The 24,067-nt window shown below is 73.3% G+C and carries 24 protein-coding genes; 15 read left to right on the top strand and 9 right to left on the bottom strand.

Going from position 1 to position 24,067, the window contains the following annotated elements; translation table 11 throughout:
- The first annotated feature begins 91 nt into the window (after positions 1 to 91).
- The 5 genes from FB474_RS16800 to FB474_RS16780 are packed head-to-tail and all read left to right on the top strand — an operon-like array spanning position 92 to position 5,498.
- On the top strand, positions 92 to 1,783 hold the full coding sequence (locus FB474_RS16800) for a nitrite/sulfite reductase (protein ID WP_141789687.1): 1,692 nt from the start codon (positions 92 to 94) through the stop codon (positions 1,781 to 1,783).
- Positions 1,780 to 2,508 carry a phosphoadenylyl-sulfate reductase gene (locus FB474_RS16795; RefSeq protein ID WP_141789686.1) on the top strand — a complete coding sequence of 243 codons (729 nt, stop codon included), beginning with the start codon at positions 1,780 to 1,782 and terminating at the stop codon, positions 2,506 to 2,508. The genes FB474_RS16800 and FB474_RS16795 overlap by 4 nt, the downstream gene beginning before the upstream one ends.
- Positions 2,505 to 3,452, top strand: a complete 948-nt coding sequence (gene cysD, locus FB474_RS16790) for a sulfate adenylyltransferase subunit CysD (protein ID WP_141789685.1) — start codon at positions 2,505 to 2,507, stop codon at positions 3,450 to 3,452. Before FB474_RS16795 ends, cysD begins: the two co-directional genes overlap by 4 nt.
- Complete coding sequence (locus tag FB474_RS16785) at positions 3,452 to 4,774, top strand: sulfate adenylyltransferase subunit 1 (protein ID WP_141789684.1); 1,323 nt, start codon at positions 3,452 to 3,454, stop codon at positions 4,772 to 4,774. The genes cysD and FB474_RS16785 overlap by 1 nt, the downstream gene beginning before the upstream one ends.
- A 7-nt stretch (positions 4,775 to 4,781) precedes the next feature.
- Entirely contained in the window at positions 4,782 to 5,498 is a 717-nt protein-coding gene (locus FB474_RS16780) for a sirohydrochlorin chelatase (protein ID WP_141789683.1), read from the top strand.
- Between the two features lie 16 nt (positions 5,499 to 5,514).
- Here FB474_RS16780 and FB474_RS16775 read toward each other — a convergent pair whose 3' ends face one another.
- Positions 5,515 to 5,949: a VOC family protein gene (locus FB474_RS16775; protein WP_141789682.1), complete on the bottom strand. Its 435-nt coding sequence runs from the start codon at positions 5,947 to 5,949 to the stop codon at positions 5,515 to 5,517.
- 161 nt (positions 5,950 to 6,110) lie between these two features.
- On the opposite strand from FB474_RS16775, the gene FB474_RS16770 reads away from it, so the two are divergent.
- Positions 6,111 to 8,489: an amino acid permease gene (locus tag FB474_RS16770; RefSeq protein ID WP_221632565.1), complete on the top strand. Its 2,379-nt coding sequence runs from the start codon at positions 6,111 to 6,113 to the stop codon at positions 8,487 to 8,489.
- Between the two features lie 22 nt (positions 8,490 to 8,511).
- Positions 8,512 to 9,543, top strand: coding sequence for an L-glyceraldehyde 3-phosphate reductase (gene mgrA / locus FB474_RS16765; protein ID WP_141789681.1), 1,032 nt, complete (start codon positions 8,512 to 8,514; stop codon positions 9,541 to 9,543).
- 6 nt (positions 9,544 to 9,549) lie between these two features.
- Here mgrA and FB474_RS16760 read toward each other — a convergent pair whose 3' ends face one another.
- Positions 9,550 to 9,945 (bottom strand): nitroreductase/quinone reductase family protein, encoded by a 396-nt coding sequence (locus FB474_RS16760; RefSeq protein ID WP_141789680.1) that lies wholly within the window; start codon positions 9,943 to 9,945, stop codon positions 9,550 to 9,552.
- Positions 9,946 to 9,949: 4 nt separating this feature from the next.
- Positions 9,950 to 10,345 (bottom strand): nitroreductase/quinone reductase family protein, encoded by a 396-nt coding sequence (locus tag FB474_RS16755; RefSeq protein WP_141789679.1) that lies wholly within the window; start codon positions 10,343 to 10,345, stop codon positions 9,950 to 9,952.
- A gap of 195 nt (positions 10,346 to 10,540) precedes the next feature.
- Here FB474_RS16755 and FB474_RS16750 point away from each other — a divergent pair, with 195 nt between their 5' ends.
- The gene (locus FB474_RS16750; protein WP_141789678.1) at positions 10,541 to 12,091 is read left to right on the top strand and encodes a phospholipase D family protein; all 1,551 of its coding nucleotides are present in this window, start codon (positions 10,541 to 10,543) and stop codon (positions 12,089 to 12,091) included.
- Between the two features lie 34 nt (positions 12,092 to 12,125).
- Positions 12,126 to 13,118 carry a cytochrome c oxidase assembly protein gene (locus tag FB474_RS16745; protein ID WP_221632564.1) on the top strand — a complete coding sequence of 331 codons (993 nt, stop codon included), beginning with the start codon at positions 12,126 to 12,128 and terminating at the stop codon, positions 13,116 to 13,118.
- 85 nt (positions 13,119 to 13,203) lie between these two features.
- Here the strand turns inward: FB474_RS16745 and FB474_RS16740 are convergent, their stop codons facing one another.
- The gene (locus tag FB474_RS16740) at positions 13,204 to 14,982 is read right to left on the bottom strand and encodes a glycoside hydrolase family 13 protein (RefSeq protein ID WP_141789676.1); all 1,779 of its coding nucleotides are present in this window, start codon (positions 14,980 to 14,982) and stop codon (positions 13,204 to 13,206) included.
- 93 nt (positions 14,983 to 15,075) lie between these two features.
- On the opposite strand from FB474_RS16740, the gene FB474_RS16735 reads away from it, so the two are divergent.
- Positions 15,076 to 15,786, top strand: coding sequence for a hypothetical protein (locus FB474_RS16735; protein ID WP_141789675.1), 711 nt, complete (start codon positions 15,076 to 15,078; stop codon positions 15,784 to 15,786).
- A gap of 56 nt (positions 15,787 to 15,842) precedes the next feature.
- Here the strand turns inward: FB474_RS16735 and FB474_RS16730 are convergent, their stop codons facing one another.
- From FB474_RS16730 to FB474_RS16720, 3 genes are all read right to left on the bottom strand, one after another.
- The gene (locus tag FB474_RS16730; protein ID WP_141789674.1) at positions 15,843 to 17,096 is read right to left on the bottom strand and encodes an MFS transporter; all 1,254 of its coding nucleotides are present in this window, start codon (positions 17,094 to 17,096) and stop codon (positions 15,843 to 15,845) included.
- Positions 17,097 to 17,263: 167 nt separating this feature from the next.
- Positions 17,264 to 17,737, bottom strand: a complete 474-nt coding sequence (locus tag FB474_RS16725) for a hypothetical protein (protein WP_141789673.1) — start codon at positions 17,735 to 17,737, stop codon at positions 17,264 to 17,266.
- A gap of 155 nt (positions 17,738 to 17,892) precedes the next feature.
- A complete protein-coding gene (locus FB474_RS16720; protein ID WP_221632563.1) occupies positions 17,893 to 19,077 on the bottom strand; it encodes an MFS transporter in 1,185 nt (394 codons plus the stop codon).
- 86 nt (positions 19,078 to 19,163) lie between these two features.
- On the opposite strand from FB474_RS16720, the gene FB474_RS16715 reads away from it, so the two are divergent.
- The 4 genes from FB474_RS16715 (at position 19,164) to FB474_RS16700 (ending at position 21,937) form a co-directional block, all read left to right on the top strand.
- Complete coding sequence (locus FB474_RS16715; RefSeq protein ID WP_185746207.1) at positions 19,164 to 19,730, top strand: CGNR zinc finger domain-containing protein; 567 nt, start codon at positions 19,164 to 19,166, stop codon at positions 19,728 to 19,730.
- A gap of 91 nt (positions 19,731 to 19,821) precedes the next feature.
- Positions 19,822 to 21,051 (top strand): GNAT family N-acetyltransferase, encoded by a 1,230-nt coding sequence (locus FB474_RS16710; RefSeq protein WP_221632562.1) that lies wholly within the window; start codon positions 19,822 to 19,824, stop codon positions 21,049 to 21,051.
- A gap of 10 nt (positions 21,052 to 21,061) precedes the next feature.
- Positions 21,062 to 21,601 (top strand): GNAT family N-acetyltransferase, encoded by a 540-nt coding sequence (locus tag FB474_RS16705; RefSeq protein WP_141789671.1) that lies wholly within the window; start codon positions 21,062 to 21,064, stop codon positions 21,599 to 21,601.
- 90 nt (positions 21,602 to 21,691) lie between these two features.
- Positions 21,692 to 21,937: a DUF6458 family protein gene (locus FB474_RS16700; protein ID WP_141789670.1), complete on the top strand. Its 246-nt coding sequence runs from the start codon at positions 21,692 to 21,694 to the stop codon at positions 21,935 to 21,937.
- A 51-nt stretch (positions 21,938 to 21,988) separates the two neighbouring features.
- On the opposite strand, the gene FB474_RS16695 is transcribed toward FB474_RS16700, so the two are convergent.
- Positions 21,989 to 22,405: a VOC family protein gene (locus tag FB474_RS16695; RefSeq protein ID WP_141789669.1), complete on the bottom strand. Its 417-nt coding sequence runs from the start codon at positions 22,403 to 22,405 to the stop codon at positions 21,989 to 21,991.
- Positions 22,406 to 22,713: 308 nt separating this feature from the next.
- Here FB474_RS16695 and FB474_RS16690 point away from each other — a divergent pair, with 308 nt between their 5' ends.
- The gene (locus tag FB474_RS16690) at positions 22,714 to 23,121 is read left to right on the top strand and encodes a hypothetical protein (protein ID WP_141789668.1); all 408 of its coding nucleotides are present in this window, start codon (positions 22,714 to 22,716) and stop codon (positions 23,119 to 23,121) included.
- Between the two features lie 52 nt (positions 23,122 to 23,173).
- Here FB474_RS16690 and FB474_RS16685 read toward each other — a convergent pair whose 3' ends face one another.
- Entirely contained in the window at positions 23,174 to 23,992 is an 819-nt protein-coding gene (locus FB474_RS16685) for an alpha/beta fold hydrolase (protein WP_141789667.1), read from the bottom strand.
- Positions 23,993 to 24,067: the final 75 nt, after the last annotated feature.

The following is a 24,067-nucleotide window of genomic DNA, read 5'->3' as shown; positions in this document are numbered from 1 at the left end:
CGGCATTTCCTACCACTTTCGTCGGATTTGGGCATCCCGGATCGTGACACGGATTCATTAGCCCACGTTGGGTCATGGCAAACTTTTGGTTATGACTCTCACCGCTGACCGGGCGACCCGTGCCCGCGAGACCACCGGCGGCAAGGGCCAGTGGGCCCTCGGCGAGACCGAACCCCTCAACGCCAACGAGCGGTTCAAGCGCGAGGACGACGCGCTCAACGTGCGGGCCCGCATCGAGCAGACCTACAGCAAGCAGGGCTTCGCGAGCATCCCGACCGAGGACCTGCACGGCCGGTTCCGCTGGTGGGGGCTCTACACCCAGCGCAAGCAGGGCCTCGACGGCCGGCAGACCGGCCACCTCGAGCCGCACGAGCTCGAGGACGAGTACTTCATGCTCCGCGTCCGGGTCGACGGCGGCGCCCTGACCACCGGGCAGCTGCGCGCGATCGGCGAGGTGTCCCGCGACTACGCCCGGGACAGCGCCGACATCACCGACCGGCAGAACATCCAGCTGCACTGGGTGCGGGTCGAGGACGTCCCCGCGATCTGGGAGCGCCTCGAGGGCGTCGGCCTGCTGACCACCGAGGCCTGCGGCGACTGCCCGCGCGTGGTGCTCGGGTCGCCGGTGGCCGGCATCAGCAAGGACGAGCTGCTCGACCCCACCTGGGCGATCGAGGAGATCCAGCGCCGCTACGTCGGCAACCCCGACTTCTCCAACCTGCCGCGCAAGTTCAAGTCCGCGATCACCGGCATGCTCACCAACGACGTGGTGCACGAGATCAACGACATCTCCTTCGTCGGCGTGCGGCACCCAGAGCTCGGCCCGGGCTTCGACCTCTGGGTCGGCGGCGGCCTGTCGACCAACCCACGCCTGGCCGAGCGCCTCGGCGTCTTCGTCCGCGAGGAGGAGGTCCCCGACGTCTGGGCCGCGGTGACCTCGATCTTCCGGGACTACGGCTACCGCCGGCTGCGGCACAAGGCCCGGCTGAAGTTCCTGCTCGCCGACTGGGGTGCGGAGAGGTTCCGCGAGGTCCTCGAGCAGGAGTACCTCGGCCGCGCGCTGCCCGACGGGCCTGCACCCGAGCCGACGCCGGACCGTGGCGACCACGTCGGCGCCCACGAGCAGAAGGACGGCAAGTTCTACGTCGGGGTCGCCCCGACCGTGGGCCGGGTCTCCGGCACCCTGCTGCTGGAGCTGGCCGACCTCGTGGAGTCCTACGGCTCGCAGCGGGTCCGGCTCACCCCGCACCAGAAGCTGCTCGTGCTCGACGTGCCCCGGCGCCGGGTCAACACGCTGACCCGCAAGCTGGCCGCGCTCGGGCTGGAGGCCAACCCCTCGGTGTTCCGACGGCACACCATGGCCTGCACGGGCATCGAGTTCTGCAAGCTGGCCTACGTCGACACCAAGGGCATGGCCACCCGCACCATCGGCGTGCTCGAGGAGCGCCTCGCCGACGTCATCGACGAGATCGACGTCCCGCTGAGCATCCACGTCAACGGCTGCCCCAACTCCTGCGCCCGCATCCAGGTCGCCGACATCGGCCTCAAGGGCCAGCTGGTCAAGGACGCCGACGGCGAGGAGGTCGAGGGCTTCCAGGTCCACCTCGGCGGCACGCTCGGCCTCGACGCCGGCTTCGGCCGCAAGGTCCGCGGACTGAAGACGACCGCGGCGGAGGCCCCGGCATACATCGAGCGCGTGGTGCGCAACTTCGTCAAGGACCGGGAGCCCGGGGAGCGTTTCGCGACCTGGGCGCTGCGCGCGGATGAGGAGCTGCTCGTATGACGACCCCCACGACCACGGCCCTGGACTGGTCGGCCCTGACCCCCGACCAGCGCGACGAGGCGATCGCCGAGGCCAACGAGCGGCTCGAGGGGGCCCCGGTGGCCGAGGTCGTCCGGTGGACCATCGAGCAGTTCGGGCAGGACGTCCTCGTGGCCTCCTCGATGCAGGACACGATCCTGCCGCACATGTTCGCCGAGGCCCTGCCCGGAGTCCAGGTCCTGTTCCTGCAGACCGGCTACCACTTCACCGAGACGTTGCAGACGCGGGACGAGGCGGCGGGCCGGCTGCCGATCACGGTCGTCGAGGCCCTGCCCCGCCAGACCGTGGCCGAGCAGGACGAGGAGTACGGCGAGAGGCTGCATGACCGCGACCCCAACCTGTGCTGCTTCCTGCGCAAGGTCGAGCCGCTCGCCCGGGCCCTGGAGGGCCACGCCGCGTGGGTGACCGGCGTGCGCCGGGTGGATGCCCCGACCCGCGCCGCTACGCCCGTCGTCTCCTGGGACGACAAGCACGACCTGGTCAAGGTCAACCCGCTGGTGGCCTGGACCGACGACGACGTCGAGGCCTACCAGGCCGAGCACGACCTGCCACGCAACCCGCTGGTGGCGCAGGGCTACCCGTCGATCGGGTGCGGACCGTGCACCCACAAGGTGGCTCCGGGGGCCGACCCACGGTCCGGGCGCTGGAGCGGCAAGGACAAGACCGAGTGCGGGATCCACACATGAGCCAGACACAGACCCGGAACGAGACCGCCCGCCGCGCCAGGTCGGGGCGGCTGGCCCTTGACCACCTCGACGCGCTGGAGTCCGAGGCCGTCCACATCATCCGCGAGGTCGTCGCCGAGTTCGAGCGACCGGTGCTGCTGTTCTCCGGCGGCAAGGACTCCGTCCTCATGCTGCACCTGGCGGCCAAGGCGTTCTGGCCCTCGCCGGTGCCGTTCCCGGTGCTGCACGTCGACACCGGCCACAACTTCCCCGAGGTGCTGGAGTACCGCGACCGCACGGTCGAGCGGCTCGGCGTGCGCCTCGAGGTGGCCCGGGTGCAGGACTACATCGACGACGGCCGCCTGGCCGAGCGCACCGACGGCACCCGCAACCCGCTGCAGACCCAGCCGCTGCTCGACGCCATCGCCGACCACCGCTTCGACGCCGTCTTCGGCGGCGGGCGCCGGGACGAGGAGAAGGCCCGGGCCAAGGAGCGCGTGTTCAGCCTGCGCGACGAGTTCGGCGCCTGGGACCCGCGCAACCAGCGCCCCGAGCTGTGGAACCTCTACAACGGCCGCCACCGCCCCGGCGAGCACGTGCGCGTCTTCCCGCTGTCCAACTGGACCGAGCTGGACGTGTGGCGCTACATCGCCCGCGAGGCCATCGAGCTGCCGCCGCTGTACTACGCGCACGAACGCGAGGTCTTCCACCGCGACGGCATGTGGCTGGCCGTGGGGCCGTACTCCCTGCCGCGCGAGCACGAGGCGGTGGTGACGAAGCAGGTGCGCTACCGCACGGTCGGCGACATGTCCTGCACCGGCGCGGTGGAGTCCGACGCCACCCACGTCGGCGACGTCGTGGTCGAGGTCGCCGCGTCCCGGCTGACCGAGCGCGGCGCGACCCGGGCCGACGACCGGATCTCCGAGGCCGCCATGGAGGACCGCAAGAAGGAGGGCTACTTCTGATGACCGCCCAGCCCACCCTGCTGCGCCTGGCCACGGCCGGCTCGGTCGACGACGGCAAGTCCACCCTCGTGGGCCGGCTGCTGCACGACTCCAAGTCGGTCCTGGCCGACCAGCTCGACGCCGTCGAGCGGGTCTCCCGCGACCGGGGCCTGGCCACCGCCGACCTCGCCCTGCTCACCGACGGCCTGCGCGCCGAGCGGGAGCAGGGCATCACCATCGACGTGGCCTACCGCTACTTCGCCACCGCGGAGCGCTCGTTCATCCTGGCCGACTGCCCCGGGCACGTGCAGTACACCCGCAACACGGTCACCGGGGCCTCCACCGCCGACGCCGTGGTGCTCCTGGTCGACGCGCGCAAGGGCGTGCTGGAGCAGACCCGCCGCCACCTGGCCGTCGCCGCGCTGCTGCGCGTGCCGCACGTGATCGTCGCGGTCAACAAGATCGACCTCGTCGGCTTCGACGGCGACGTCTTCACCCGCGTGCGCGACCAGCTGGCCGACGTGGCCCGCGAGCTGGGCCTGCCCGACGTGCGCGCCATCCCGGTCTCCGCCCTCGAGGGCGACAACGTGGTCGACCGGTCGTCACGCACCGACTGGTACGACGGGCCGAGCCTGCTGGAGGTCCTGGAGACCCTGCCGGTCGCCGACGACCCGGCAGCGGAGGAGTTCCGCTTCCCCGTGCAGGTCGTGCTGCGCCCGCAGGGCGCCGCGCGCGACGAGGCCCAGCGGGAGTACCGCGGGTATGCCGGGCAGGTCGCCTCCGGGGTCGTGCGGGTCGGCGACGAGGTGACCGTCCTGCCCAGCGGGCGGCGCACCCGGGTGGTCGGCATCGACGCCCCGCAGCTCGGCGGCCCGGGGCGGGAGCTCGACGAAGCGTTCGCGCCCATGTCGGTGGCGCTGCGCCTGGCCGACGAGGTCGACGTCGCCCGCGGCGACCTCATCGCGGCGGCGGCGTCGGCGCCCGAGCCCACCCGCGACCTGGTCGCCACCGTCTGCTGGCTCTCCGACGTGCCGCTGAGCAAGCGCGGCCGGGTGCTGCTCAAGCACACGACACGCACCACGCGCGCCATCGTCGGATCCGTCGACGGGGTGCTCGACCTCGACCAGGTCACGATCGTCGGTGCCGAGGACCTCGGGCTCAACGACATCGGCCGGATCCGGCTGCGCACCGCCGACCCGGTGGTGGCCGAGCCCTACAGCACCAGCCGCCGCACCGGCGCGTTCCTGCTCATCGACCCGCAGTCCGGGGCCACCCTGGCCGCCGGCATGGTCGGCGACCCGCTGGCCGGGGACAGCCGACGCGACGACGAGTGGGACATCTGAGGCGACCATGGGCCCAGCCGTCCTGCTGCTCTCCCACGGGAGCCGAGACCCACGCGCCGCGTTCGTCGTCGACGAGCTCGTCGCCGTGGTCCGCCGGCGCACCGGGGTCGAGGTGCGCGCCTGCCACCTCGACTTCACCGACCCGACCCCGGACGTCGCGCTGCAGGACCTGGCCACCGCCGGCCACGACGACATCCGGCTCGTGCCGCTGCTGTTCACGCCGGGACACCACCTGGGCACCGACGTGCCCACCGCCGTGGCGGCCAGCGGGGTCACCGGCATCGCCGACGTGGGCATCGCGCCCGGCCTGGTCACCGACGACCCGCGCGACCGGGCGCTCCTGCTGCGCGCGCTGACCGACCGGCTCGCCGAGGCCGGCGCTGACGCGGTCGACGGGCTGGTCCTGGCCGCGGCGGGGTCGAGCCACGAGCCGGCGCGGGACGTGGTCTCCGGCCTGGCCCGCGACCTCGGTGAGCTGCACGGCATACCTGCGGTGGCGGCGTTCGCCTCCGCGGACGGGCCGCGCGTGGACGAGGCGCTGGAGGCGCTGCGCGCCGACGGGTGCGCCCGGTCGGCGGTGGCCTCGCTGTTCGTCGCGCCGGGACGGCTGCCGGACGCGGTGACCGCCCGGGCAGGCCAGGTGCCGGTGGCCGACCCGCTGGGCGTCACGCCGGCGTTCGTCGACCTGCTGCTGCGCCATGCCGGGGTGCCCGCCCGGGTCTGACTGGTGTCGCGGACCCTCAGTCGAGACAGAACTCGTTGCCCTCGACGTCCTGCATCACGAGGCACGACTCGTTGAACTCGTCGGCGCGCAGGAGCCGCACGCGTACCGCGCCGAGCGCGACCAGCCGTGCGCACTCGGCCTCGAGTGCGGCCAGGCGCTCGTCACCCACGAGTCCGGTGCCGACCCGCACGTCGAGGTGCAGCCGGTTCTTGACGACCTTGCCCTCGGGGACGCGCTGGAAGAACAGGCGGGGGCCCACACCTGAGGGATCCACGCAGGCGAACGCGGACCCCTGGCGCTCGGGCGGCAGCGCGCGATCGACGTCGTCCCACGTGGCGAAGCCCTCCGGCGGTGGCGGCACGACGTACCCCAGCACCTCGCACCAGAAGCGCGCCACGCGCTCGGGCTCCGCGCAGTCGAACGTGACCTGGACCTGCCTGACCGATGCCATGCGCGCCACCATAGGGGCAGGCCCCGACCATCGCCCGGGATACTCCACGGCCTCCCGCGACAGGGGCCGGTGAGCCGTCGCGGCCGCCCGATCGGGGATCTTGACGCGATCTTGACGGCGGACGGTCAGGGGGGCCGATAGCGTCGACCTACGCTCGACTGGTGGAGACCGGAACGCTCGAGACGGACGCGCGGACAGTCACCGAGGCCCCGGCCCCGCAGGCACTCCGGGTGGGCGTGGACCTGCCGGAGAAGCCGAGCTACCGCGCCAAGCGCGCGCTCCTCGGGCCGCCGCTGACCACCGACCAGCTCGCCCACGAGCGGCTCTCGAAGAAGCTCGCCCTCGGGGTGCTCGCCAGCGACTGCATCTCCTCCTCGGCATACGGCTCCGAGGAGATCCTGCTCGTGCTGCTGCCGGTCTTCGGCATCGCCGCCTACGCGCTGCTCCTGCCGATGACGCTGGTCGTCCTCGCGGTGCTGCTGCTGGTGACGCTGACCTATCGGCAGGTCGTCACGACCTACACCAAGGCCGGCGGCTCCTACGTCGTCGCGCGGGAGAACTTCGGCCCGCTGGTGGCGCAGGTCGGCGCGGTCGCGCTGATGCTCGACTACATCGTCACCGTCGCCGTGCAGGCCGCGGCCGGGACAGCCGCGGTCACCTCCGCGGTCCCGGCGCTGGCGAGCTGGTCGCTGTGGATCACCGTCGGCGTCGTGCTCGTGCTGTTCTACGGCAACCTGCGCGGGATCCGTGAGGCCGGAAGGGCGTTCGCGTTCCCGACGTACTTCTTCCTCGCGTCGATGACCGTCGTCATCGTCACGGGCGTGGTCCGCGAGCTGCTCGGCGACCTGCCGCAGTACGACCCGATGAGCTCGCCGGGGGCCTTCCCGGTGGGGCACGGCTCCTCGCTGCTGACCTTCGGCGCGATCTTCATCCTCATGAAGTCGTTCGCCAACGGCGGGTCGTCGCTGACCGGGCTGGAGGCGATCTCCAACGGGGTCAGCACCTTCCACACCCCGCAGGGCCTCAACGCGCGCAAGACCCTCGTCGTCATGAGCTCGGTGCTGGCGTTCCTCGTCGGCGGGGTGTCCTGGCTGGCGCACGAGACCCACGCGGTGCCCTACGAGTCCGGCTCGCCGACGGTGATCTCCCAGGTCGCCAAGGCCGTCTTCGGTGACGGCGCCGTGGGCCACGTGCTCTTCCTGCTGGTGCAGACCGCGACGATGCTCATCCTCTACACCGGCGCCAACACCCCGTTCAACGGCTTCCCGTTCCTGGCGAACTTCGTTGCCGGAGACGGGTTCCTGCCTCGCTGGCTGACCAAGCGCGGCCACCGGCTCGCCTTCTCCAACGGCATCATCGTGCTGACGGTGGTGTCGCTGGCGCTGATCATCGGCACCGGCGCCCACGTCGACAAGCTGGTCGCCTTCTACGCGATCGGCGTCTTCACCGGCTTCACCCTGGCCGGTTTCGGGATGGCCCGGCACTACCAGACCTACCGGCAGGGCCGGTGGCGCGCCAAGGTCGCGCTCAACCTGGTCACCGGCGCCGTCTCGGCCCTGGTCGTGGTCATCTTCGCCGTCACCAAGTTCACCGAGGGCGCCTGGCTGGTCGTGCTGGTCTTCCCGGTCATGGTCGTGGTGCTGCTGCGCCTGCACCGCACCTACCAGCGTGAGGCGGCCGTGCTGCGCGCGTCGCCCTCCGCCGTGCCCGCGGCCCGGGCGGCGCGCAACGTCGTCCTCGTGCTCGTGGACAGCGTGGACCTCGCCGTCATCCGGGCGATCCGGTATGCGCGGACCCTGCGCCCCAGCGAGATCCGCGTCGTGCACTTCGTCATCGACTCGGCCCACGCCGAGGTGCTGCAGCGGGAGTGGGACGCCCAGCCGGGCCTGGACCTCCCGCTGGAGCTGGTCGACTGCCCGGACCGGCGGCTGCCGCGGGCCGCGCTGGAGCTGGTCGACCGGGTCCTCGGCTCCGGGGAGTCCACCCAGGCGACCGTGCTGCTGCCCCGCCGCTCCTACGGCGCGCTGCTCGGGCGGCTGCTGCACGACCGCACCGCCGACGACATCGCCGCCGCGGTCTCCCAGGTCGCGGGCGTGGCGGCGACGATCGTGCCGTTCGACGCCTCCCGGGCACCGTGGCGGCGCGTGCAGCACGAGGCCGAGGCCGCGCTGGCGTCCGGGACCCGCGACCGGAACACCGCCGGGAGTCGCAGGGAGGGTGCCGCCGTCGCGACGATGACCGTGCCGGAGGGGTGTGTGCCGATCGCGCAGGCGCCCCATCGCCGCACGGCGGTGCTGCAGGGGCGGATCCGCTCCTGCGAGGTCTCGCCGATCTCCGGCAGCCCCGCGCTGCGCTGCGAGCTCGTGGACGACTCCGGCGGGGTGACGCTGCTCTTCTACGGGCGGCGCGCGATACCGGGGATCGAGCCTGGGGCGAACCTCCGGGTGGAGGGGCGCGTGGGCGACTACCGCGGGCACCTGGCCATGGCGAACCCGATCTACCGTCTCCTCCCTCGGGACGGGGCTGTCCCGGCCAGCTGAGCGGGTTGGCAGACTGGGCGCCATGACGTCCTACCAAGCCGCCGCCGACCGCTACGAGTCCTCGATGCAGTACCGCCGCTGCGGCACCAGCGGCCTGAAGCTCCCCGCGATCTCGCTCGGCCTGTGGCACAACTTCGGCGACGACAAGACGCTCGACAGCCAGCGCGCGATCCTGCGCCGGGCCTTCGACCTGGGGATCACCCACTTCGACCTGGCCAACAACTACGGCCCGCCCTATGGCGCCGCCGAGCGCAACTTCGGGACGATCTTCAAGCAGGACTTCGCCCGCTACCGCAACGAGCTGGTCATCTCCAGCAAGGCCGGCTGGGACATGTGGCCCGGGCCGTACGGAGAGGGCGGCTCGCGCAAGTACCTGCTCAGCTCCCTGGACGACTCCCTGGCGCGGATGGGCCTGGACTACGTCGACATCTTCTACTCCCACCGCTTCGACGCCGAGACGCCGATCGAGGAGACGATGATGGCGCTCGACCAGGCGGTCCGCTCGGGCAAGGCGCTGTATGCCGGCATCTCCTCCTACTCGGCGAAGAAGACCCAGGAGGCGGCGACCATCGCCCGTGAGCTGGGCACGCCGCTGCTGATCCACCAGCCGTCCTACTCGATGCTCAACCGCTGGATCGAGAAGGGTCTGCTCGACGAGCTCGAGGCGCAGGGCATGGGCTGCATCGTGTTCACCCCGCTCGCGCAGGGGCTGCTCACCGACCGCTACCTCAACGGCATCCCGGCCGACTCGCGCGCGGCGCAGGACAAGTCGCTGCTGCCGGAGCACCTCGACGAGAAGGTGCTCGGGCACGTGCGGGCGCTCAACGAGATCGCCTCCCAGCGCGGGCAGAAGCTGGCGCAGATGGCCCTGTCCTGGGCGCTGCGCGACCAGCGGGTCACCTCGACCGTCATCGGCGCCTCCTCGGTGCAGCAGCTGGAGACCAACGTCGGCGCGCTGGCCAACCTGAGCTTCACCGACGAGGAGCTCGCCGCGATCGACCAGGACGCGGTCGAGGCCGGCATCAACCTCTGGGCCGGCGTCACCGAGGACTGAGGGCCTTCACACCGGGGTGAGCCGGAAGACCGGGTGGTCGGCGGGGTCGGGCCGCTTGCGGAAGTAGACCCCGACCGTCCACCCGGCCTTGCGCCGCCAGGCCCGCAGCACCGCCGGCCGCTGGTCGACCGGCACCTCGACCGCGGTCCAGGCGGTCGTGCGACCGCGCTGGGTCAGGGTGAGCCGGCCGGCGGTGCGGACGTTGTGCACCCAGTCGGACTCGCCGTAGGGCGAGACGAGGTAGCGGTGACCGGCGACCTCGACGGGCACGACCGGCATACGGTGCGGGCGGCCGCTGCGGCGGCCGGCCACCTCCAGGGTGTGCACGTCCCACCAGGTCGTGCGGCGCACCAGCGGGTTGAACACCCGCGTGGTCAGGGCGGTCGGCCGCAGGCGCGGCACCGGGTCAGGCCGGGGTGAGCCGGAACAGCGGGTGGTCGGCCGGGTCGGGCAGCTTCTTCCAGTACTGCTCGACCTCCCGGCCCGCCTTCTTGCGGTATGCCGTGATGACCGGCTCGCGCTCGGCCACCGGGACCTCCGCGACGGTGTAGTCGCGCAGGTCGCCCTTCTGCCCCAGGCCGACCCGGCCGGCAGCGCGGACGTTGCGCACCCAGTCGGACTCGCCGCGGGTCGAGACGACATAGAGGTGCCCGTCGACCTCGACCGGGATGACCGGCAGGTCCTGGGTCTGCGCGCTGTTGCGTCGCGCGACCCGCAGCGTGTGCACGCCCCACAGGGTCGTGCGCATCGCGACCCTGTTGGCGACCTTCACGGTGAACGAGCCGGGCTTGAGGTAGGCCATGGCCCCATCCTCGGGTCGGGGCGCGCCCGCGTCGACCGGTTTGGCCGACTCCGGGATGGACCACTCCCGACCGGACACGGCTTGACCCGCGTTCGGGGGCGGTCCGGGCCGCGAAACGCGGGTCAAGCCGTGTTCTCTGGGGCGGGATGGCGGTCGGGCTTGCCGCGGTGGCCGGCCACCGTGTAGGCATCGCGGGTGCCGATCGCCGACTGGTTCCTGTCCGCCGACGAGCGCGGCAACCCCGCGACCCGCCTGGACAGCCGCCACCCCGACGGGCGGGCGTGGACCTGCGGCAACACCGTCACCCCGCTGGTGCACGGCGCGACGTACTTCGCCGAGCTCGACCGGCGGGTGCGGCAGATGGGCGACGGCGACCTGCTGCTGTTCACCGACTGGCGCGGTGACGCCGACGAGCAGCTGCTCGGTAAGGACGGCAGCGAGGTGGCCACCCTGCTGGGTGACGCCGCCCGGCGCGGGGTCGACGTCCGCGGCCTGGTGTGGCGCTCGCACTGGAAGCGCCTGTCCTTTGCCGCGGAGGCCAACCGCACCCTCGGCGACCTGGTCAACGAGGCCGGCGGCCAGTGCCAGCTCGACATGCGGGTGCGTCCCGGCGGCTCGCACCACCAGAAGCTCGTGGTGCTGCGCCACCCCGGCCGGCCCGAGCTCGACGTGGCGTTCGTCGGTGGGCTGGACCTGTGCCACAGCCGCCGCGACGATGCCGACCACGCCGGCGACCCCCAGCGGCAGCCGATGGCGAAGGTCTACGGCGAGCGCCCGCCGTGGCACGACGTGCAGGTCGCCCTCACCGGGCCGGTCGTCGGCGACGTCGAGACCGTCTTCCGGGAGCGCTGGGAGGACCCCCAGCCGCTCAGCCGCAGCCCCTGGCGCCGGGCGCAGGACCGGGTCCGCGGCGTCCAGCCCGACCGGGTGACCCCGCTGCCGGAGCAGCTGCCCGACCCGGAGCCGACCGGTGAGCTGGCGGTCCAGCTGCTGCGCACCTACCCCTTCCGGCGCCCGGGCTACCCGTTCGCCCCCCAGGGGGAGCGCAGCGTCGCGCGCGGCTACCGCAAGGCGCTCGGCCAGGCCCGGCGCCTGGTCTACGTCGAGGACCAGTACCTGTGGTCCACCGAGGTCGCCCGGTTGCTGGCCCGGACGTTGCGCGCCAACCCCGAGCTGCACCTGGTCGCGGTCCTGCCGCACCACCCCGACCAGGACGGGCGCCTCGCCGTGGCCCCGCAGCTGCTCGGTCGCCAGACCGCGCTGCGCATCCTGCAGCGCGCGGCACCCGGCCGCGTCACGGCATACGGCGTGGAGAGCCCGACCGGCGTCCCGGTCTACGTCCACGCCAAGGTCTGCGTCATCGACGACGCCTGGGCCTCGGTCGGCTCGGACAACTTCAACCGGCGCTCGTGGACGCACGACTCCGAGATCGCCGCGGCGGTGCACGACCCCGGTGGCTACCCGCAGCGGCTGCGCCTCGCCCTCGCCGCCGAGCACCTCGACCTCGAGGACGCCTCCGCGCTGGCCGACCCCGGCGAGACGCTTGCGGCGTTCGCCCGCTCGGCGCAGCGGCTGCAGGCGTGGCACGACGGCGGCCGGGTCGGCCCGCGCCCGCCCGGCCGGCTGCGCCCGCTGACCGAGCACCGGGTCAGCGGGTGGACGCGGGTGTGGGCCGGGGTGTTCTACCGGCTGGTGCACGACCCCGACGGCCGGTCCTGGCGCCAGCGCCTGCGCCGCGCGGACTGAGCGGCGCACAGGGACGCGGAGCATCATGGCCCGCGTGCTTCCCCCGCTGACCGCCTCGAGCTGGTTGACCGACTGGACCGCGGACCCCGTCGGCATCGTCCTGGGAGTGCTGCTCCTGGCCGGGTATGCCGTGTGCCTGGTCCGCCTGCACCGCACCGGACGCGCGTGGTCGGGGTGGCGCGCGCTGGCGTTCGCCGTGCTGGGGGTCGGGACGCTGGTCTACGCCACCTGCGGGGTGCTCGCGGTCTACCGGGGCACGCTCTTCTGGATGGCGGCGGCGCAGGCGACGGTGCTGTCGGCGGTGACGCCGCTCGGCCTGGCGCTCGGCGACCCGGTCACCCTGTCGGCGAACGCCTTGGGCGACAAGGGTTCCAGCCGGCTGCTGGGCGTCCTCCGTGGGCGGGTGGCTCGGGTGCTGATGTTCCCGCTGGTGAGCTCGGCGGTCGCCGTAGGGACCCTGGTGGCGGTGTTCTTCACCCCGTGGCTGGCGGACTCGGTGGCCAGTGCCGGGGTGCGCGAGGTGCTCTACCTCGTGCTCCTGGGGACCGGTGCGCTGTTCGTGCTGCCGCTGCTGGGCGAGGAGATGCTGCCGGACTGGTGCACCCACCCGGTGCGGGCGCTGTTCGCGTTCGTCGACGGCCTGGCCGACGCCGTGCCGGGCATCCTCGTGATGACCGCGCCGACCCTGCTGGCGGCCGGTGTGCCCGGCTACACGGACCGCACCTGGGGGCCGGATCCGGCCTGGGACCAGAAGCTCGGCGGCGGCGCGATGCTGGGCATCGCCGAGAGCGTCGGCCTGCCGTTCCTCTTCGCGGTGCTCATTGGCTGGGTGCGCGCCGACGCCGCGGAGGCGCGGGCCGTCGACGCCGAGCTGGACGCCCGTGAGCGCGCGCCGCAGCGGGTGCAGGCCGCCGCAGGTGGCCCCGCCGCGGACGGTGTCGCCGAGGAGGGCGCCGCCCCGTCCGAGCCGGGGCGCGAACGGCCGTGGTGGGAGACCGACCCCCGTTTCCGGGACCAGTACCGCTGACCAGGCCGCGAACGCGACGATCGTCGGCGCGTTTGCGGGCGCTTTTCGCGCGCAAACTGCCGCGACGATCGTCGCGCGGCCTGCGTCAGGTCGTGCGGCGGTAGATCCGCGCCTCCCACGGGCGCAGCACGATCGGCCCGGAGTCCGGCACGTCGGGCAGGTTGCCCAGCAGCAGCTCGGCCCCGGCCCAGCCCGCGTCGTCGGGCACGTCGGCCGGTGCATCCTCGCCGGAGAAGTTGCCGAGGACGAGCAGCTCGACGTCCTCCAGCCGGCGGGTGAATGCGTAGACCCGCTCGTCGTGCGGCAGCAGCATGTGGAAGTCGCCGTGCGCGACGGCCGGCTCCTTGTGCCGCAGCTCGATGAGCCGCCGGTAGTGGTGGAACACCGAGCCCTCGTCGGCCACCGCTGCGGCGGCGTTGACCGTGGCGTGGTTGGGGTTGACCGCGATCCACGGCTCGCCGGTGGTGAAGCCGGCGTGCGGCGAGTCGTCCCACTGCATCGGCGTGCGGGCGTTGTCCCGGCTCATGACGCGCAGTGCGGCCAGGACCTCCTCGGCGCTCTGGTGCCCCGGGTCGACCCACGCCCGGTAGTGGTTGACCGACTCGATGTCGCGGAAGTCCTCGATCGAGGCGAACGGCGCGTTGGTCATACCGAGCTCCTCGCCCTGGTAGACGTAGGGCGTCCCGCGGTGCAGGTGCAGCACCGTGCCGAGCATGGTCGCCGAGGCCACCCGGTGCTCGCCGTCGTCGCCGAACCGGCTGACGATGCGCGGCTGGTCGTGGTTGTTCCAGTACAGGCTGTTCCACCCGGTCCCGGCCAGGCCGGCCTGCCAGCGCCCCAGCGAGGCCTTGAGGTCGCGCAGGTCCAGCGGCCGCACGTCCCACTTCGAGTCGCCCTGGTCCAGGCCGACGTGCTCGAACTGGAACACCATGTCGACCTCGCGGCGGGCCGGGTCGGTGAACAGCACCGCCTCGTCCACGGTGACGCCGGGCATCTCGCCCACGGTGAGGAACGCCCCGTCCCGCCCGGCGAACACCGCGGCGTGCATCTCCTGGAGGAACTCGTGGATCCGCGGGCCGCAGAGGAAGTGCGGGCTGCCGTCGCCGTGGTGGGCGCCCGGGCCCTGGTGGCCGTCCGGCAGCGCGGTGTCCTTGGAGATCATGTTGATGACGTCCATCCGGAAGCCGTCCACGCCCCGGTCGAGCCACCAGCGCATCATCGCGTGGACGGCCTCGCGCACCTGCGGGTTCTCCCAGTTGAGGTCGGGTTGCTTGCGGCTGAACAGGTGCAGGTAGTACTCCCCGGTGGCCTCGTCCAGCTCCCACGTGGGGCCGGAGAAGAAGGACCCCCAGTTGGTCGGCTCGGCGCCGGGGTCCCCGGCGGCCATGCCCTCGCGCGGGCCACGCCACCAGTACCAGTCGCGCTTCGGGTTGTCCCTGCTGGAGCGGGACTCCACGAACCACGGGTGCTCGTCGGAGGTGTGGTTGACGACCAGGTCCATGACCAGCTTCATCCCGCGCGCGTGCACCTGCGCCAGCAGCTCGTCGAAGTCCGCCAGCGTGCCGAACGTCGGGTCGATGCCCTGGTAGTCGCTGATGTCGTAGCCGTTGTCGTCCTGAGGCGAGGGGTAGACCGGCGAGAGCCAGATGACGTCCACCCCCAGCGCGCTGAGGTGGTCCAGCCGGCTGGTGATGCCCGGGAGGTCGCCGATCCCGTCACCGTTGCTGTCGGCGAAGCTGCGCGGGTAGATCTGGTAGACCACCGCGCTCTTCCACCACTGGTCCTGGCCGTCCCGGTCCCGCGTCGCCTCCGTCACCTGTCCGAGGGTATGGGCGCGCCACCACCGTCGCCAGAGTGAGTCCATCGCCGGCAAGGACACGCCAAAGGGGTATGGCGGGCCGGGCACCACGAGCGCAGACTGGCAGATGGTTCCCTTCCACACGGACGGAGGTGCCTCGTGCGAACCGAGACCGTCAAGGGGCCGGACTTCATCCCGGTCCTGTCCCGAGGCAAGCACCGCAGCCCCAAGCGTGGGGCGTGCTTCATGGAGTTCGCGTCCTATCTCGCGGGTGAGCACTGGAGCGACCACCCCAAGTGCACCCACCCGCTCCTGGGCGAGCTGGCCCGGCTGGTCAACGACCACATCTCCGACGAGGGCCGGGCGCGGCTGGTGCCGCTGGTCCCGACCGTCATCGGGCTGACCGGCAACGACCCGCACATCGACGCGCGGATCGCTCTCGGCGCCGCGCGCCGGGCGCTTCCGGTCGCCTCGGCCGAACGCCAGCGGGTCCTGGCCCTGGGCGTCTACGCCTGCGAACGGGCGTTGGCGTCCCTGGACGGCAAACCGGCCGGGACGATGTCGCAGGAGAGCAGGGACGTGCTCGCAGCCGTGCCCGAGGCCGAGCGCTGGGCCAGGCGGTTCCTGCGCGACGCCGGGCTCCGCTCGCCCGACCTGCGCCCGAGGGCCGCGCGCCGGCTGGTGCGCTGCTCGGTCGAGGGCGTGGCCGTGGCGTGCATCAGCGACCCGGACGCGCTGCTCGAGCAGCTCGTGGTCGGCGCGATCGCCGACTTCGGCCCGCGGCCGGAGGCCCCGGCCGAGGTCCCGGCGACGGTGCTGCGCAGCCCCGAGCGCACCCGGCACACCACCGGGATGTGGCGCAGCTCCTGACGCCTCGCGCTCGCCCCTGACCGGCCGGACGCGTCCGGCAGGTCAGGGGCGGCGGGTCAGGCGGGTTGCAGGGCCTCGACCTCCACGGAGGCCGAGGCGACGCGGCGCTGCTCCGCGCGCAGCAGCGGGGCGGCGGCCAGCGTCAGCGCCGTGGCGAGCACGCCTGCCGTCACGGTGACGCCGAACGCCGCGGTGTGGCCGCTCGCGTCGGCGAGCCGGCCCGCGACGCTCGACCCCACGGCATACCCCATGCCCGTCGCTCCGGCGAGCACGGTCATCGCGGCGCCGGTGCGCCGGGGCGGGGTGATCCGCTCGGCGAGGGTGAACACGCTGATCATGTAGGGCGCGACGGCCAGGCCGAGCACGCCCAGGGCCACCGCCAGGGCCGGCAGGGTGTTGACGGCGAGCAGCGGCAGGGCGAGCACGAGCAGGCCGGCGGCGAAGACGCGCAGGCGCTGCTCGTAGGGGAACCGGTCGGGCAGCATCGCCACGGCGAGGCCGGCGACGACGCTGCCGACGCCGAGCAGGGCGTGCAGCCCACCGGTGAGGCCGGGCACTCCGGCGGCGGTGGCCATCTGGGAGGTGGCGGTCTGCGCGGAGCCGAAGACCGTGCCGATGATGAGCTGGGCCAGGCAGAGCAGCACCAGGCTGGCGGTGAACAACCGGCCACGGGCGTGAGGGGCGGACTCCCGGGCGCGCCGGACCAGGTGGGCGGTCGGGTGCAGGGCGAACCACGAGCCGAACACGGCCAGCACGGCTGCGGCGACGACGAGGGCCGCGGCGGGGGCGACCACCGCGGCGGCCGCCCCGACGAGCGCCGGCCCGATGACGAACGACGCCTCGTCGGCGGCCCCCTCGTAGGAGAAGGCGACGTTGACCAGACGCGGCTGGTCCGCGCCGGCGTGGCGGGTGATGGGGCGCCAGCGGACGCGGGCCAGCGGGCCCACCTGGGGCATGAGCAGGCCGGTCAGCGCGGCAGCGGCGGCCTGGGCCGGCCAGGGCGCCCCCGAGCTGGCGAGCAGGACGAGGACGGCGAGCCCGGCGGCTCCGGCGAGGGACTGGGCGAGGACGACGGCACGCTGCCCGACCCGGTCGGCCAGTGCGCCGGCCACGGGGGAGCCGACCGCGTTGGCGACGGCCAGCGCACCCGCAGAGGCGCCACCGGCGCCGTAGCTGCCGGTGGACCCGGCGACGAGCAGGAGGGTGCCGAGCTGGCTCATCGCCAGCGGCAGGCGGCCGAGGAAGGCCACGAGGACGTAGGTGGGGCCGGACAGCGCGAACAGCTGCCGGTAGGACGTCAGGGGTGACATGGTGCGGGCGCTCCAAGGGTGCGGCGGGGCGCACGTCCTCCCACCCAACAGACGTGCACAGGACCCTGAGCTGCACAGAATTGTACCGGCGGCCGGGAGAGCCTCCGACCGCCGGTACCTTCCCCCGGATCGATGCGCCTGACCGACCGTGGTCGGCCGGGACGCGTTCAGGCGTCGATCCGAGACCCCCAGAACTTGCCGGTGCCTGTCCCGACCTGCTTGTGCGTCTTGGCGTCCCAGATGGTCAACGAGTAGGTGCCCGAGACCCGGTCGCCGTCGACCTTGCCGTGGGGCTTGACCCGGATCACGACCGCCGGGCTGCCGTTGTCGCCCGGCTCGCCCGCCCAGAACGTCACGTGGAACGAGGACGCCGAGCCCGACCAGGTCCCGGCACCGGGCGTGCCGACCGGGTCGATGTCGATGACCTGGAACGCGCCGCCCGCAGAGAAGGTCACGACGGCCTGGGTCTCGTCCGGCGGCGCCGGCGGGTTGTCGCGGTGCGTGATCAGCCACCCACCGAGGAGGCCGCTGGACGCGGCGTCCGCGGGGGTCGCAAGGACCACGCCGCCAAGGGTTGCGGCACCGGCAGCGACGCCGGCTCCGCGCAGCATCCCCCTACGGTCCACAACGTGTTCGGCCATGACCTTCCTCCTTCGCCGAGCGGCCTGACCAGGCCCACGCTTCTCCGCCCCCACAGGGCCCGGATCCACCAAAAGTGGGACGTTCAGCGCATGCCGGGAGGCTTCGGGTCACCCCCATGACGTGCCCGTCAGGCGCCGGATGGCAGGGGTGGCCGCTACCCGACGGGCTGAGCCCCGACCGGGGCGGCGACGCGACGGAGCAGGGGCTGCGCGGCCGCGAGCAGCAGGCTGGCCGCCGCGCAGCCCGACCACAGCCCCGGCGGCCCGGCGGCGGTGAGCACCGCGGTGCCCAGCAGGGGTGCGACGAAGGCCGCGACGCCCCAGCTCGTGCCGTACGCCGCGAGGTAGCGACCCCGTGCCGTCTCCGGTGCGATCGCCGCGACGACGGTGTAGATCCTTGCGAAGAGGACCAGGTCGCCCAGGCTCCAGAGCACCGTGGCGGCAGCCAGCGACAGGGACGTGGTGGCGAATCCCGTTGCCAGCAGGCCAGATCCGAGCAGGGCGTAGCCGAGAGCCATCGCGGCGAAGTCGTCCAGCCCGGCGACCCGCCGCAGCCGCAGCGCGGGTCGGGCCGCGACGATGGTCAGCGCCGAGGTGGTGAGCAGCAGGCCGACCAGCGTGGCCGGCAGGCCCCGGTCGAGCACCGTCAGCGGCAGCGCGATGGTGACCTGCAGGTACGTGGTGGCGAAGACCGTGCCGGCGGCCAGCAGGGCGAGCAGGCGCCGGTCCCGCCATGGGCCGGTATGCCGGGTGGTTGCGGTCGGCACCCGCCTGCCGGGAGTGCGGGGGAGGGTCAGCGCCACGACCACGGCGCAGCCGAGGCAGGTGGCGGCGTCCGCGACGAAGAGCCAGCGCAGGTCCCAGTGGGCGAGGGCCGAGGCGAGCAGGCCGGCGCCCATGCCGGCAGCGGCCAGGGCGGCGGCGAGCAGCGAGTACGCGGCGGGACGCTGCTCTGCGGTGGTCGCGTCGGCGATGAGCGCCTGGCTCGGTGGCTCGTAGAGCTCGAAGGCCAGCCCGAGCGCGACGGCGGCCCCGGCGGCCTGGGGCAGGGTGCGCGCGGCCGCGATGCCGAGCTGGGCGACCGCACAGCCGGCCAGGCCCAGTGTGATGGTCGCGCGGGCACCCAGGTGGTCGGCCAGTCGGCTGCCGAGCAGGCGCGAGGGGATGGTGGCCAGGCCGAACGCGGCCATGACCAGGCCGGCCGCGCGGACCGGGGCGTGGAAGGTCTGCACCAGGGTCACCGTGAGGAAGGGCAGGCTGAAGGCGCCGAGCCGGTTGACCGCGCGGGCGGCGACGAGCAGCCACACGGCGCGGGGGAGGGGCGGGTGCTGGCGCCTCACGGTTCTCCTTGTCCAGGCGTGACTGGTGTCGCGCCTATGATCAGTCACGACCTGGCTAACTTAGGGAACCGGAGGTGACTGGTCAAGTGAACTTCGACAGTCACGTGCTCAACCTGCTCGACGTGTGCGTGCGGCTGGTCAACGGCCTGACCGCCGGCGCCTCCGGGGGTGTGCCGGTCGAGGAGCCGCGGGGCCTCGGGCGGCAGGCCGCCGTGGTCGAGGCGCTCAGCGGTGGCGGGCGGGTCACTCCCACGGTCAGCGCGCCGGCGGCCGAGCAGCTCGCGGCGACCGCGCGGCGGCTGCGGGTGGTGTTCGAGGCGGTCGATGGCGGGCAGGCCGACGCCGCGGCGGCGGAGGTCAACGCGCTGCTCTCCGACACCGGTGCGCGGCCCCAGCTCGACCGGCGCGAGGGGCAGGGGTGGCACCTGCACTTCCACGGGGCCGACGACTCGCTGGCCCTGGGCTGGTCGGCCGGCTGCGCCGCCGCCCTGGCCCTGGCGCTGGGCAGTGACCTGGCCGGGCGGCTGGGGGTGTGTGAGGCCACGGGCTGCGACCGGGTCTACGTCGACCGGTCACGCAACGCCAGCAAGCGCTTCTGCTCGACGGCGTGCCAGAGCCGGACCAAGGCGGCCGCCTTCCGGGCCCGCCGCTGAGCTGCTGCGCCAAACCCGTTGACCCGACTGCGGGTCGCCCCCTAGGTTCCCGAGACGTGAAGCATCTCTTTCAGGTTGGGAGTCAGGGCTGATGGGCGGCGAGGTGCAGGTCCGGGCCACCACGCAGGCGGACCACGAGGCGTTCGTGCGGGCCGCGTTGCCGGCCTTCGGCACCGTCCCCGACGAGACGCCCCGGGCGAAGCAGTGGTGGCACGCGCTCGAGATGGACCGCGGGCTGGTCGTCGAGGATGACGGGCGCCTGGTCGCCACGACGGGCGCCTACACCTTCGACCTGACCGTGCCGGGTGGCCGCCAGGTGCCGGTCGCCGGGGTCACCTGCGTGTCGGTGCTGCCCACGCACCGGCGCCGGGGCCTGTTCACCGCGCTGATGCGCCGTCAGGTCCAGGACCTGCGTGTCCGCGGCGAGGCGGTGGCTGTGCTGCTCGCCTCGGAGGCCACGATCTACCGGCGCTGCGGCTACGGTCCGGCGACGACCGCGCAGACCTGGACCGTCGAGACCGCCCGCGGTGCCTTCCTCGAGCCGGTCACCGACGACGGCAGTCTCGAGCTGAGTGACCGCCGCGACGCCGCGGCCGTGATGGCAGAGGTCTACGACGCCTGGGCCCGCGTGCGGCACGGAGCCCTCGGTCGGCCCGCACGGCACTGGGAGGCCGGTGCGGGCATGCCGCCGGTCTCGACCGAGCACCGCTTCGTCGTCGTCCACCGCGATGCCGACGGCGCCCCGGACGGCTACGCCAGCTACGCCATCCACGATGACCGGGCGGGCGGCAACGGCCGCACCCTCGTCGTCGACGAGGTGGTCGCGCCGCAGGAGCGGGTGCGGGCCGTGCTGGCGCGCTACTGCCTCGACCACGACCTCGTCGACGCGGTCCGCTTCGCGCGGGTGGCCGTCGACGACCCGCTGCGCTGGCGCCTCGCGGATGTCCGGGCGGCCCAGACCGTCAGGAGCACCGACTGGCTGTGGGTGCGCCTCCTGGACGTGCCCGCGGCCCTGGTCGCCCGCGGATACACGGGGTCCGGCAGGCTCGTCCTGCAGGTGGAGGACGCGTTCTGCCCAGACCTGTCCGGCACCTTCACGCTCGACGTCGAGGACGGCGAGCCCAAGTGTGCCCGGGTCGAGGACGCCACCCCCGACCTGCGGCTGGACGTCGCGGACCTCGGCTCGACCTACCTCGGAGGCGTCTCGTTCACCGGCCTCGTGCTGGGCGGACGGGTTACCGAGTCCACCCCCGGAGCCGCGGCGCTCGCCGACCGGCTGTTCACGACGAGCACGGCGCCGCTGTGCCTGAGCTGGTTCTAGGAGACGCGCGGTGACCCACAACGCTTCTGCGACAACGGTCTTCGAGACCGAGCGGCTGGTCGTGAGGCCGTGGACCCACGACGAGGCCGAGGCCATCCTCGACACCTACTCACGCCTGGAGGTCGCCCGCTGGCTCGGGGCGACCCCGCGACCGCTGGAGAACCTCGACGAGGCCCACCTCGTGGTCGACCAGTGGGGCAGTCGCAGCGAGCCCGACCCGACGTGGGGCGTGTGGTGCGTGGTCGAGCGGGCCAGTGGCCGGCCGGTCGGCACCGTGCTGCTCGTGCCGCTGCGCGGCGGCACCAACGGCGAGGTCGAGGTCGGCTGGCACCTGCACCCCGACCACTGGGGCAAGGGCTATGCCACCGAGGCCGCGCGGGCGGCGATCGAGCGCGGGTTCGCGGCCGGGCTGGGCGAGGTGCTGGCGGTGGTCAACCCCGACAACGACAGGTCGCAGGCGGTCTGCCGGCGCCTGGGCATGGAGCACCTCGGGCTCTCGGAGCAGTACTACGGGATCCCGCTCGAGGTCTTCCGCATCGCCAGGGGCTGAGCCGGACGCGTCCGGTTCGGGTGGAAATGCGTAGACTCGCGGCGTTCGGCAGGGGCGACCGGCCGCTGCCCCGTCCGAGGCAGGTGTGACGTGGGAGCCGGAGTCTTCCTGGCGGTGCTGGGCGCGATCCTGACGTTCGCGGTGCGCGTGGACGCGCCGGGCATCAACCTCAAGGTCGTCGGCGTGATCCTCATGGTCGCCGGCGGCGCGATCATCGCCTACGCGCGGCGCGGCACCCGGCACGAGCGGGTCATCACCCGGGTCGAGCAGCCGGACGACCCGACCGCCCCGCCCCACACCGTCCAGCACGTGATCCGCGACGTCGACCTCGAGTGACCCGCCCGGTATGCCGGGTGGCTGGGACCCAGCCACCCGGCATACCGGCGCTCAGGCCTGCGGGACCGAGGCGTTGACCAGCCAGCTCACGCCGAACTTGTCGACGCACATGCCGAAGATGTCGCCCCAGGGGGCCTTGTCCATCGGCATGGTCACGGTGCCGCCGTCGGCGAGCTTGTCGAACCAGCCGCGCAGGGTGGCCTCGTCGTCGCCGCTGAGCGACATGTTGAACGTGTTGCCCGGCGTGTAGTCCATGCGCGCGGGCGTGTCGGACGCCATGAAGACGATGCCGTTGTCGCCCTCGAGCTGGGCGTGCATCACCAGGTCGTCCTCGGCCGGGTCCTGCGAGGCGTGGAACTCCTTGAACGTCGAGATGTTCAGCGTGCCGCCGAAGACCGACTGGTAGAACTCCATCGCCGCTCGGGCGTTGTCCTTGAATCCGAGGTACGGGTTGAGCTGGACCGCCATGACTTCTCCCCATCGTGTGGCGTCGGTGCTGCCGGGGTGCCGGCGGCCCCAGCCTCGTCCTCCCCGCGACGCCCGGCAAGGGCAAATGCCGCAGGCCTCCTGGTCCCGATGACGTGGTTCTCCCGGGTGGCGCGACCCGCCCGGCCCGCGCATCGGCCGAACGGCGGAGGTCCTCGCCGGACCGGTGGGTCGACCCGGGTCGGCCGAACGGACCGACGTGGGTCAAGCGCCGGACCGGCCGTGCCGGCGTCGCCAGACTGGCGACGGCACCACGGCGCTGGGGGTCGTGGCCGAGAGAGGAGCACCTCATGGGGTATCGGTTCAACCCGCCGCCGAACTGGCCGCCGCTGCCGTCCGCCGACTGGACGCCTGCTCCCGGCTGGGCACCGCACCCGTCGTGGGGGCCGGCCCCGGCGGGCTGGAACCTGTGGGTCGAGGACCCGGCCTACGACGGCGTGCCGACCTTCGTCCCGCCGGCCGCGGCGGGGGTCTCCCCGGCCCTGGTCGCGCGGCTCCGCGGGGTCGCGATCCGCAACGCCGTCGTCGGCGCGGTGGTCATGCTCATCGGCCTGACGGTCAGCGTGTGGTCGTACGCCGCAGCCGGCCCGGGTGGGCACTTCGTCGTGGCCTGGGGCGCGGTCGTCTTTGGCGGCTGGCGGTTCCTGCGCGGGCTCTACCAGCTGTCCAACCCGCACCGGATGCTCGCCAACGGCTGAGCTGTCCGCGGGGTATGCCGTGTGGCTGGGTCCCGGCCACACGGCATACGCATCAGGAGCCGCTGACCTCGGCGAGCCACTCCTCGAGCAGCGCCTGGAAGTCCTCGGGGCGCTCGAGCGAGGGCAGGTGGGCGGTGTTCGTCCACACCTCGCGGCGGGCGCCGGGGACCTGGGCCGCCACGTCCCGGGCGGCGACGCCGATGGTGGGGATGTCCAGGCCGCCCTCGAGCACCAGGGTCGGCACGGCCAGCTCGCCGAGCCGCTCGGCGGTCGGTGGGTCGAGCTCGACCTCCTCGACGTCGTCCCAGTCCGCGGTGACCTCGAACGCCCGGCGCTGCATGGTGGCGACGAGGTCGCGGACCCCTGACCGCTCGGCGTCGGCGTCGCGCTGCGGGCCGTCGACCCACCAGTCGAGGTTGGCCTGCACGGCCGCGTCGAGGTCGCCACGGTCCATGGCCTCGCGCTCGGCGTCGAAGAACTGGCGCAGCTCAGGGCTCATCTCGGTCATCAGCGAGCCGCCGGGGGCAGCGAGCAGGAGCGAGGCCACCAGGTCGGGGTGCTCCAGCGCCGTCTCGACGGCGACGCCGGCGCCGAAGGAGCAGCCCACGACGTGCGCCCGCTCCACGCCCAGCGCGGCCAGGGTGTCGGCGACGTCGTCGTGGTGGGCGAAGGGGACGGCGGCAGGCCGCGACGCGGACTCGCCGAAGCCGCGCAGGTCCAGCCGCACCACGTCGTGCCGGCGGGTCAGTGCGGCCCACTGCGGCTCCCACATCCGGCGGTCCGCGACACCGGCGTGGACCAGGAGGACGGGGGTGCCACCGGTCGGGCCGGCGCGGTCGTAGGCGATGTCGGTGTCAGGGCAGACGGGCAAAGGCGCTCCTGGGCAAGGGGGATCGGCCGGCCCAGTCAACCGGCCCCGGCCGGGGTGGTTCAACCGGGTTTCGTG

The sequence above is a fragment of the Oryzihumus leptocrescens genome, assembly GCF_006716205.1.
Taxonomy (GTDB): domain Bacteria; phylum Actinomycetota; class Actinomycetes; order Actinomycetales; family Dermatophilaceae; genus Oryzihumus; species Oryzihumus leptocrescens.
This window is presented reverse-complemented; position numbering and strand designations above follow the sequence as displayed.

What these genes read in the sequence shown, in the direction of transcription:
- FB474_RS16755 (WP_141789679.1), bottom strand. Translation starts at nt 10,345, where the DNA reads ATGGCCTACCTCAAGCCCGGCTCGTTCACCGTGAAGGTCGCCAACAGG.
- FB474_RS16740 (WP_141789676.1), bottom strand. Translation starts at nt 14,982, where the DNA reads ATGGACTCACTCTGGCGACGGTGGTGGCGCGCCCATACCCTCGGACAG.
- FB474_RS16730 (WP_141789674.1), bottom strand. Translation starts at nt 17,096, where the DNA reads ATGTCACCCCTGACGTCCTACCGGCAGCTGTTCGCGCTGTCCGGCCCC.
- mgrA (WP_141789681.1), top strand. Translation starts at nt 8,512, where the DNA reads ATGACGTCCTACCAAGCCGCCGCCGACCGCTACGAGTCCTCGATGCAG.
- FB474_RS16710 (WP_221632562.1), top strand. Translation starts at nt 19,822, where the DNA reads ATGGGCGGCGAGGTGCAGGTCCGGGCCACCACGCAGGCGGACCACGAG.
- cysD (WP_141789685.1), top strand. Translation starts at nt 2,505, where the DNA reads ATGAGCCAGACACAGACCCGGAACGAGACCGCCCGCCGCGCCAGGTCG.
- FB474_RS16795 (WP_141789686.1), top strand. Translation starts at nt 1,780, where the DNA reads ATGACGACCCCCACGACCACGGCCCTGGACTGGTCGGCCCTGACCCCC.
- FB474_RS16775 (WP_141789682.1), bottom strand. Translation starts at nt 5,949, where the DNA reads ATGGCATCGGTCAGGCAGGTCCAGGTCACGTTCGACTGCGCGGAGCCC.
- FB474_RS16780 (WP_141789683.1), top strand. Translation starts at nt 4,782, where the DNA reads ATGGGCCCAGCCGTCCTGCTGCTCTCCCACGGGAGCCGAGACCCACGC.
- FB474_RS16725 (WP_141789673.1), bottom strand. Translation starts at nt 17,737, where the DNA reads ATGGCCGAACACGTTGTGGACCGTAGGGGGATGCTGCGCGGAGCCGGC.
- FB474_RS16800 (WP_141789687.1), top strand. Translation starts at nt 92, where the DNA reads ATGACTCTCACCGCTGACCGGGCGACCCGTGCCCGCGAGACCACCGGC.
- FB474_RS16695 (WP_141789669.1), bottom strand. Translation starts at nt 22,405, where the DNA reads ATGGCGGTCCAGCTCAACCCGTACCTCGGATTCAAGGACAACGCCCGA.
- FB474_RS16785 (WP_141789684.1), top strand. Translation starts at nt 3,452, where the DNA reads ATGACCGCCCAGCCCACCCTGCTGCGCCTGGCCACGGCCGGCTCGGTC.
- FB474_RS16690 (WP_141789668.1), top strand. Translation starts at nt 22,714, where the DNA reads ATGGGGTATCGGTTCAACCCGCCGCCGAACTGGCCGCCGCTGCCGTCC.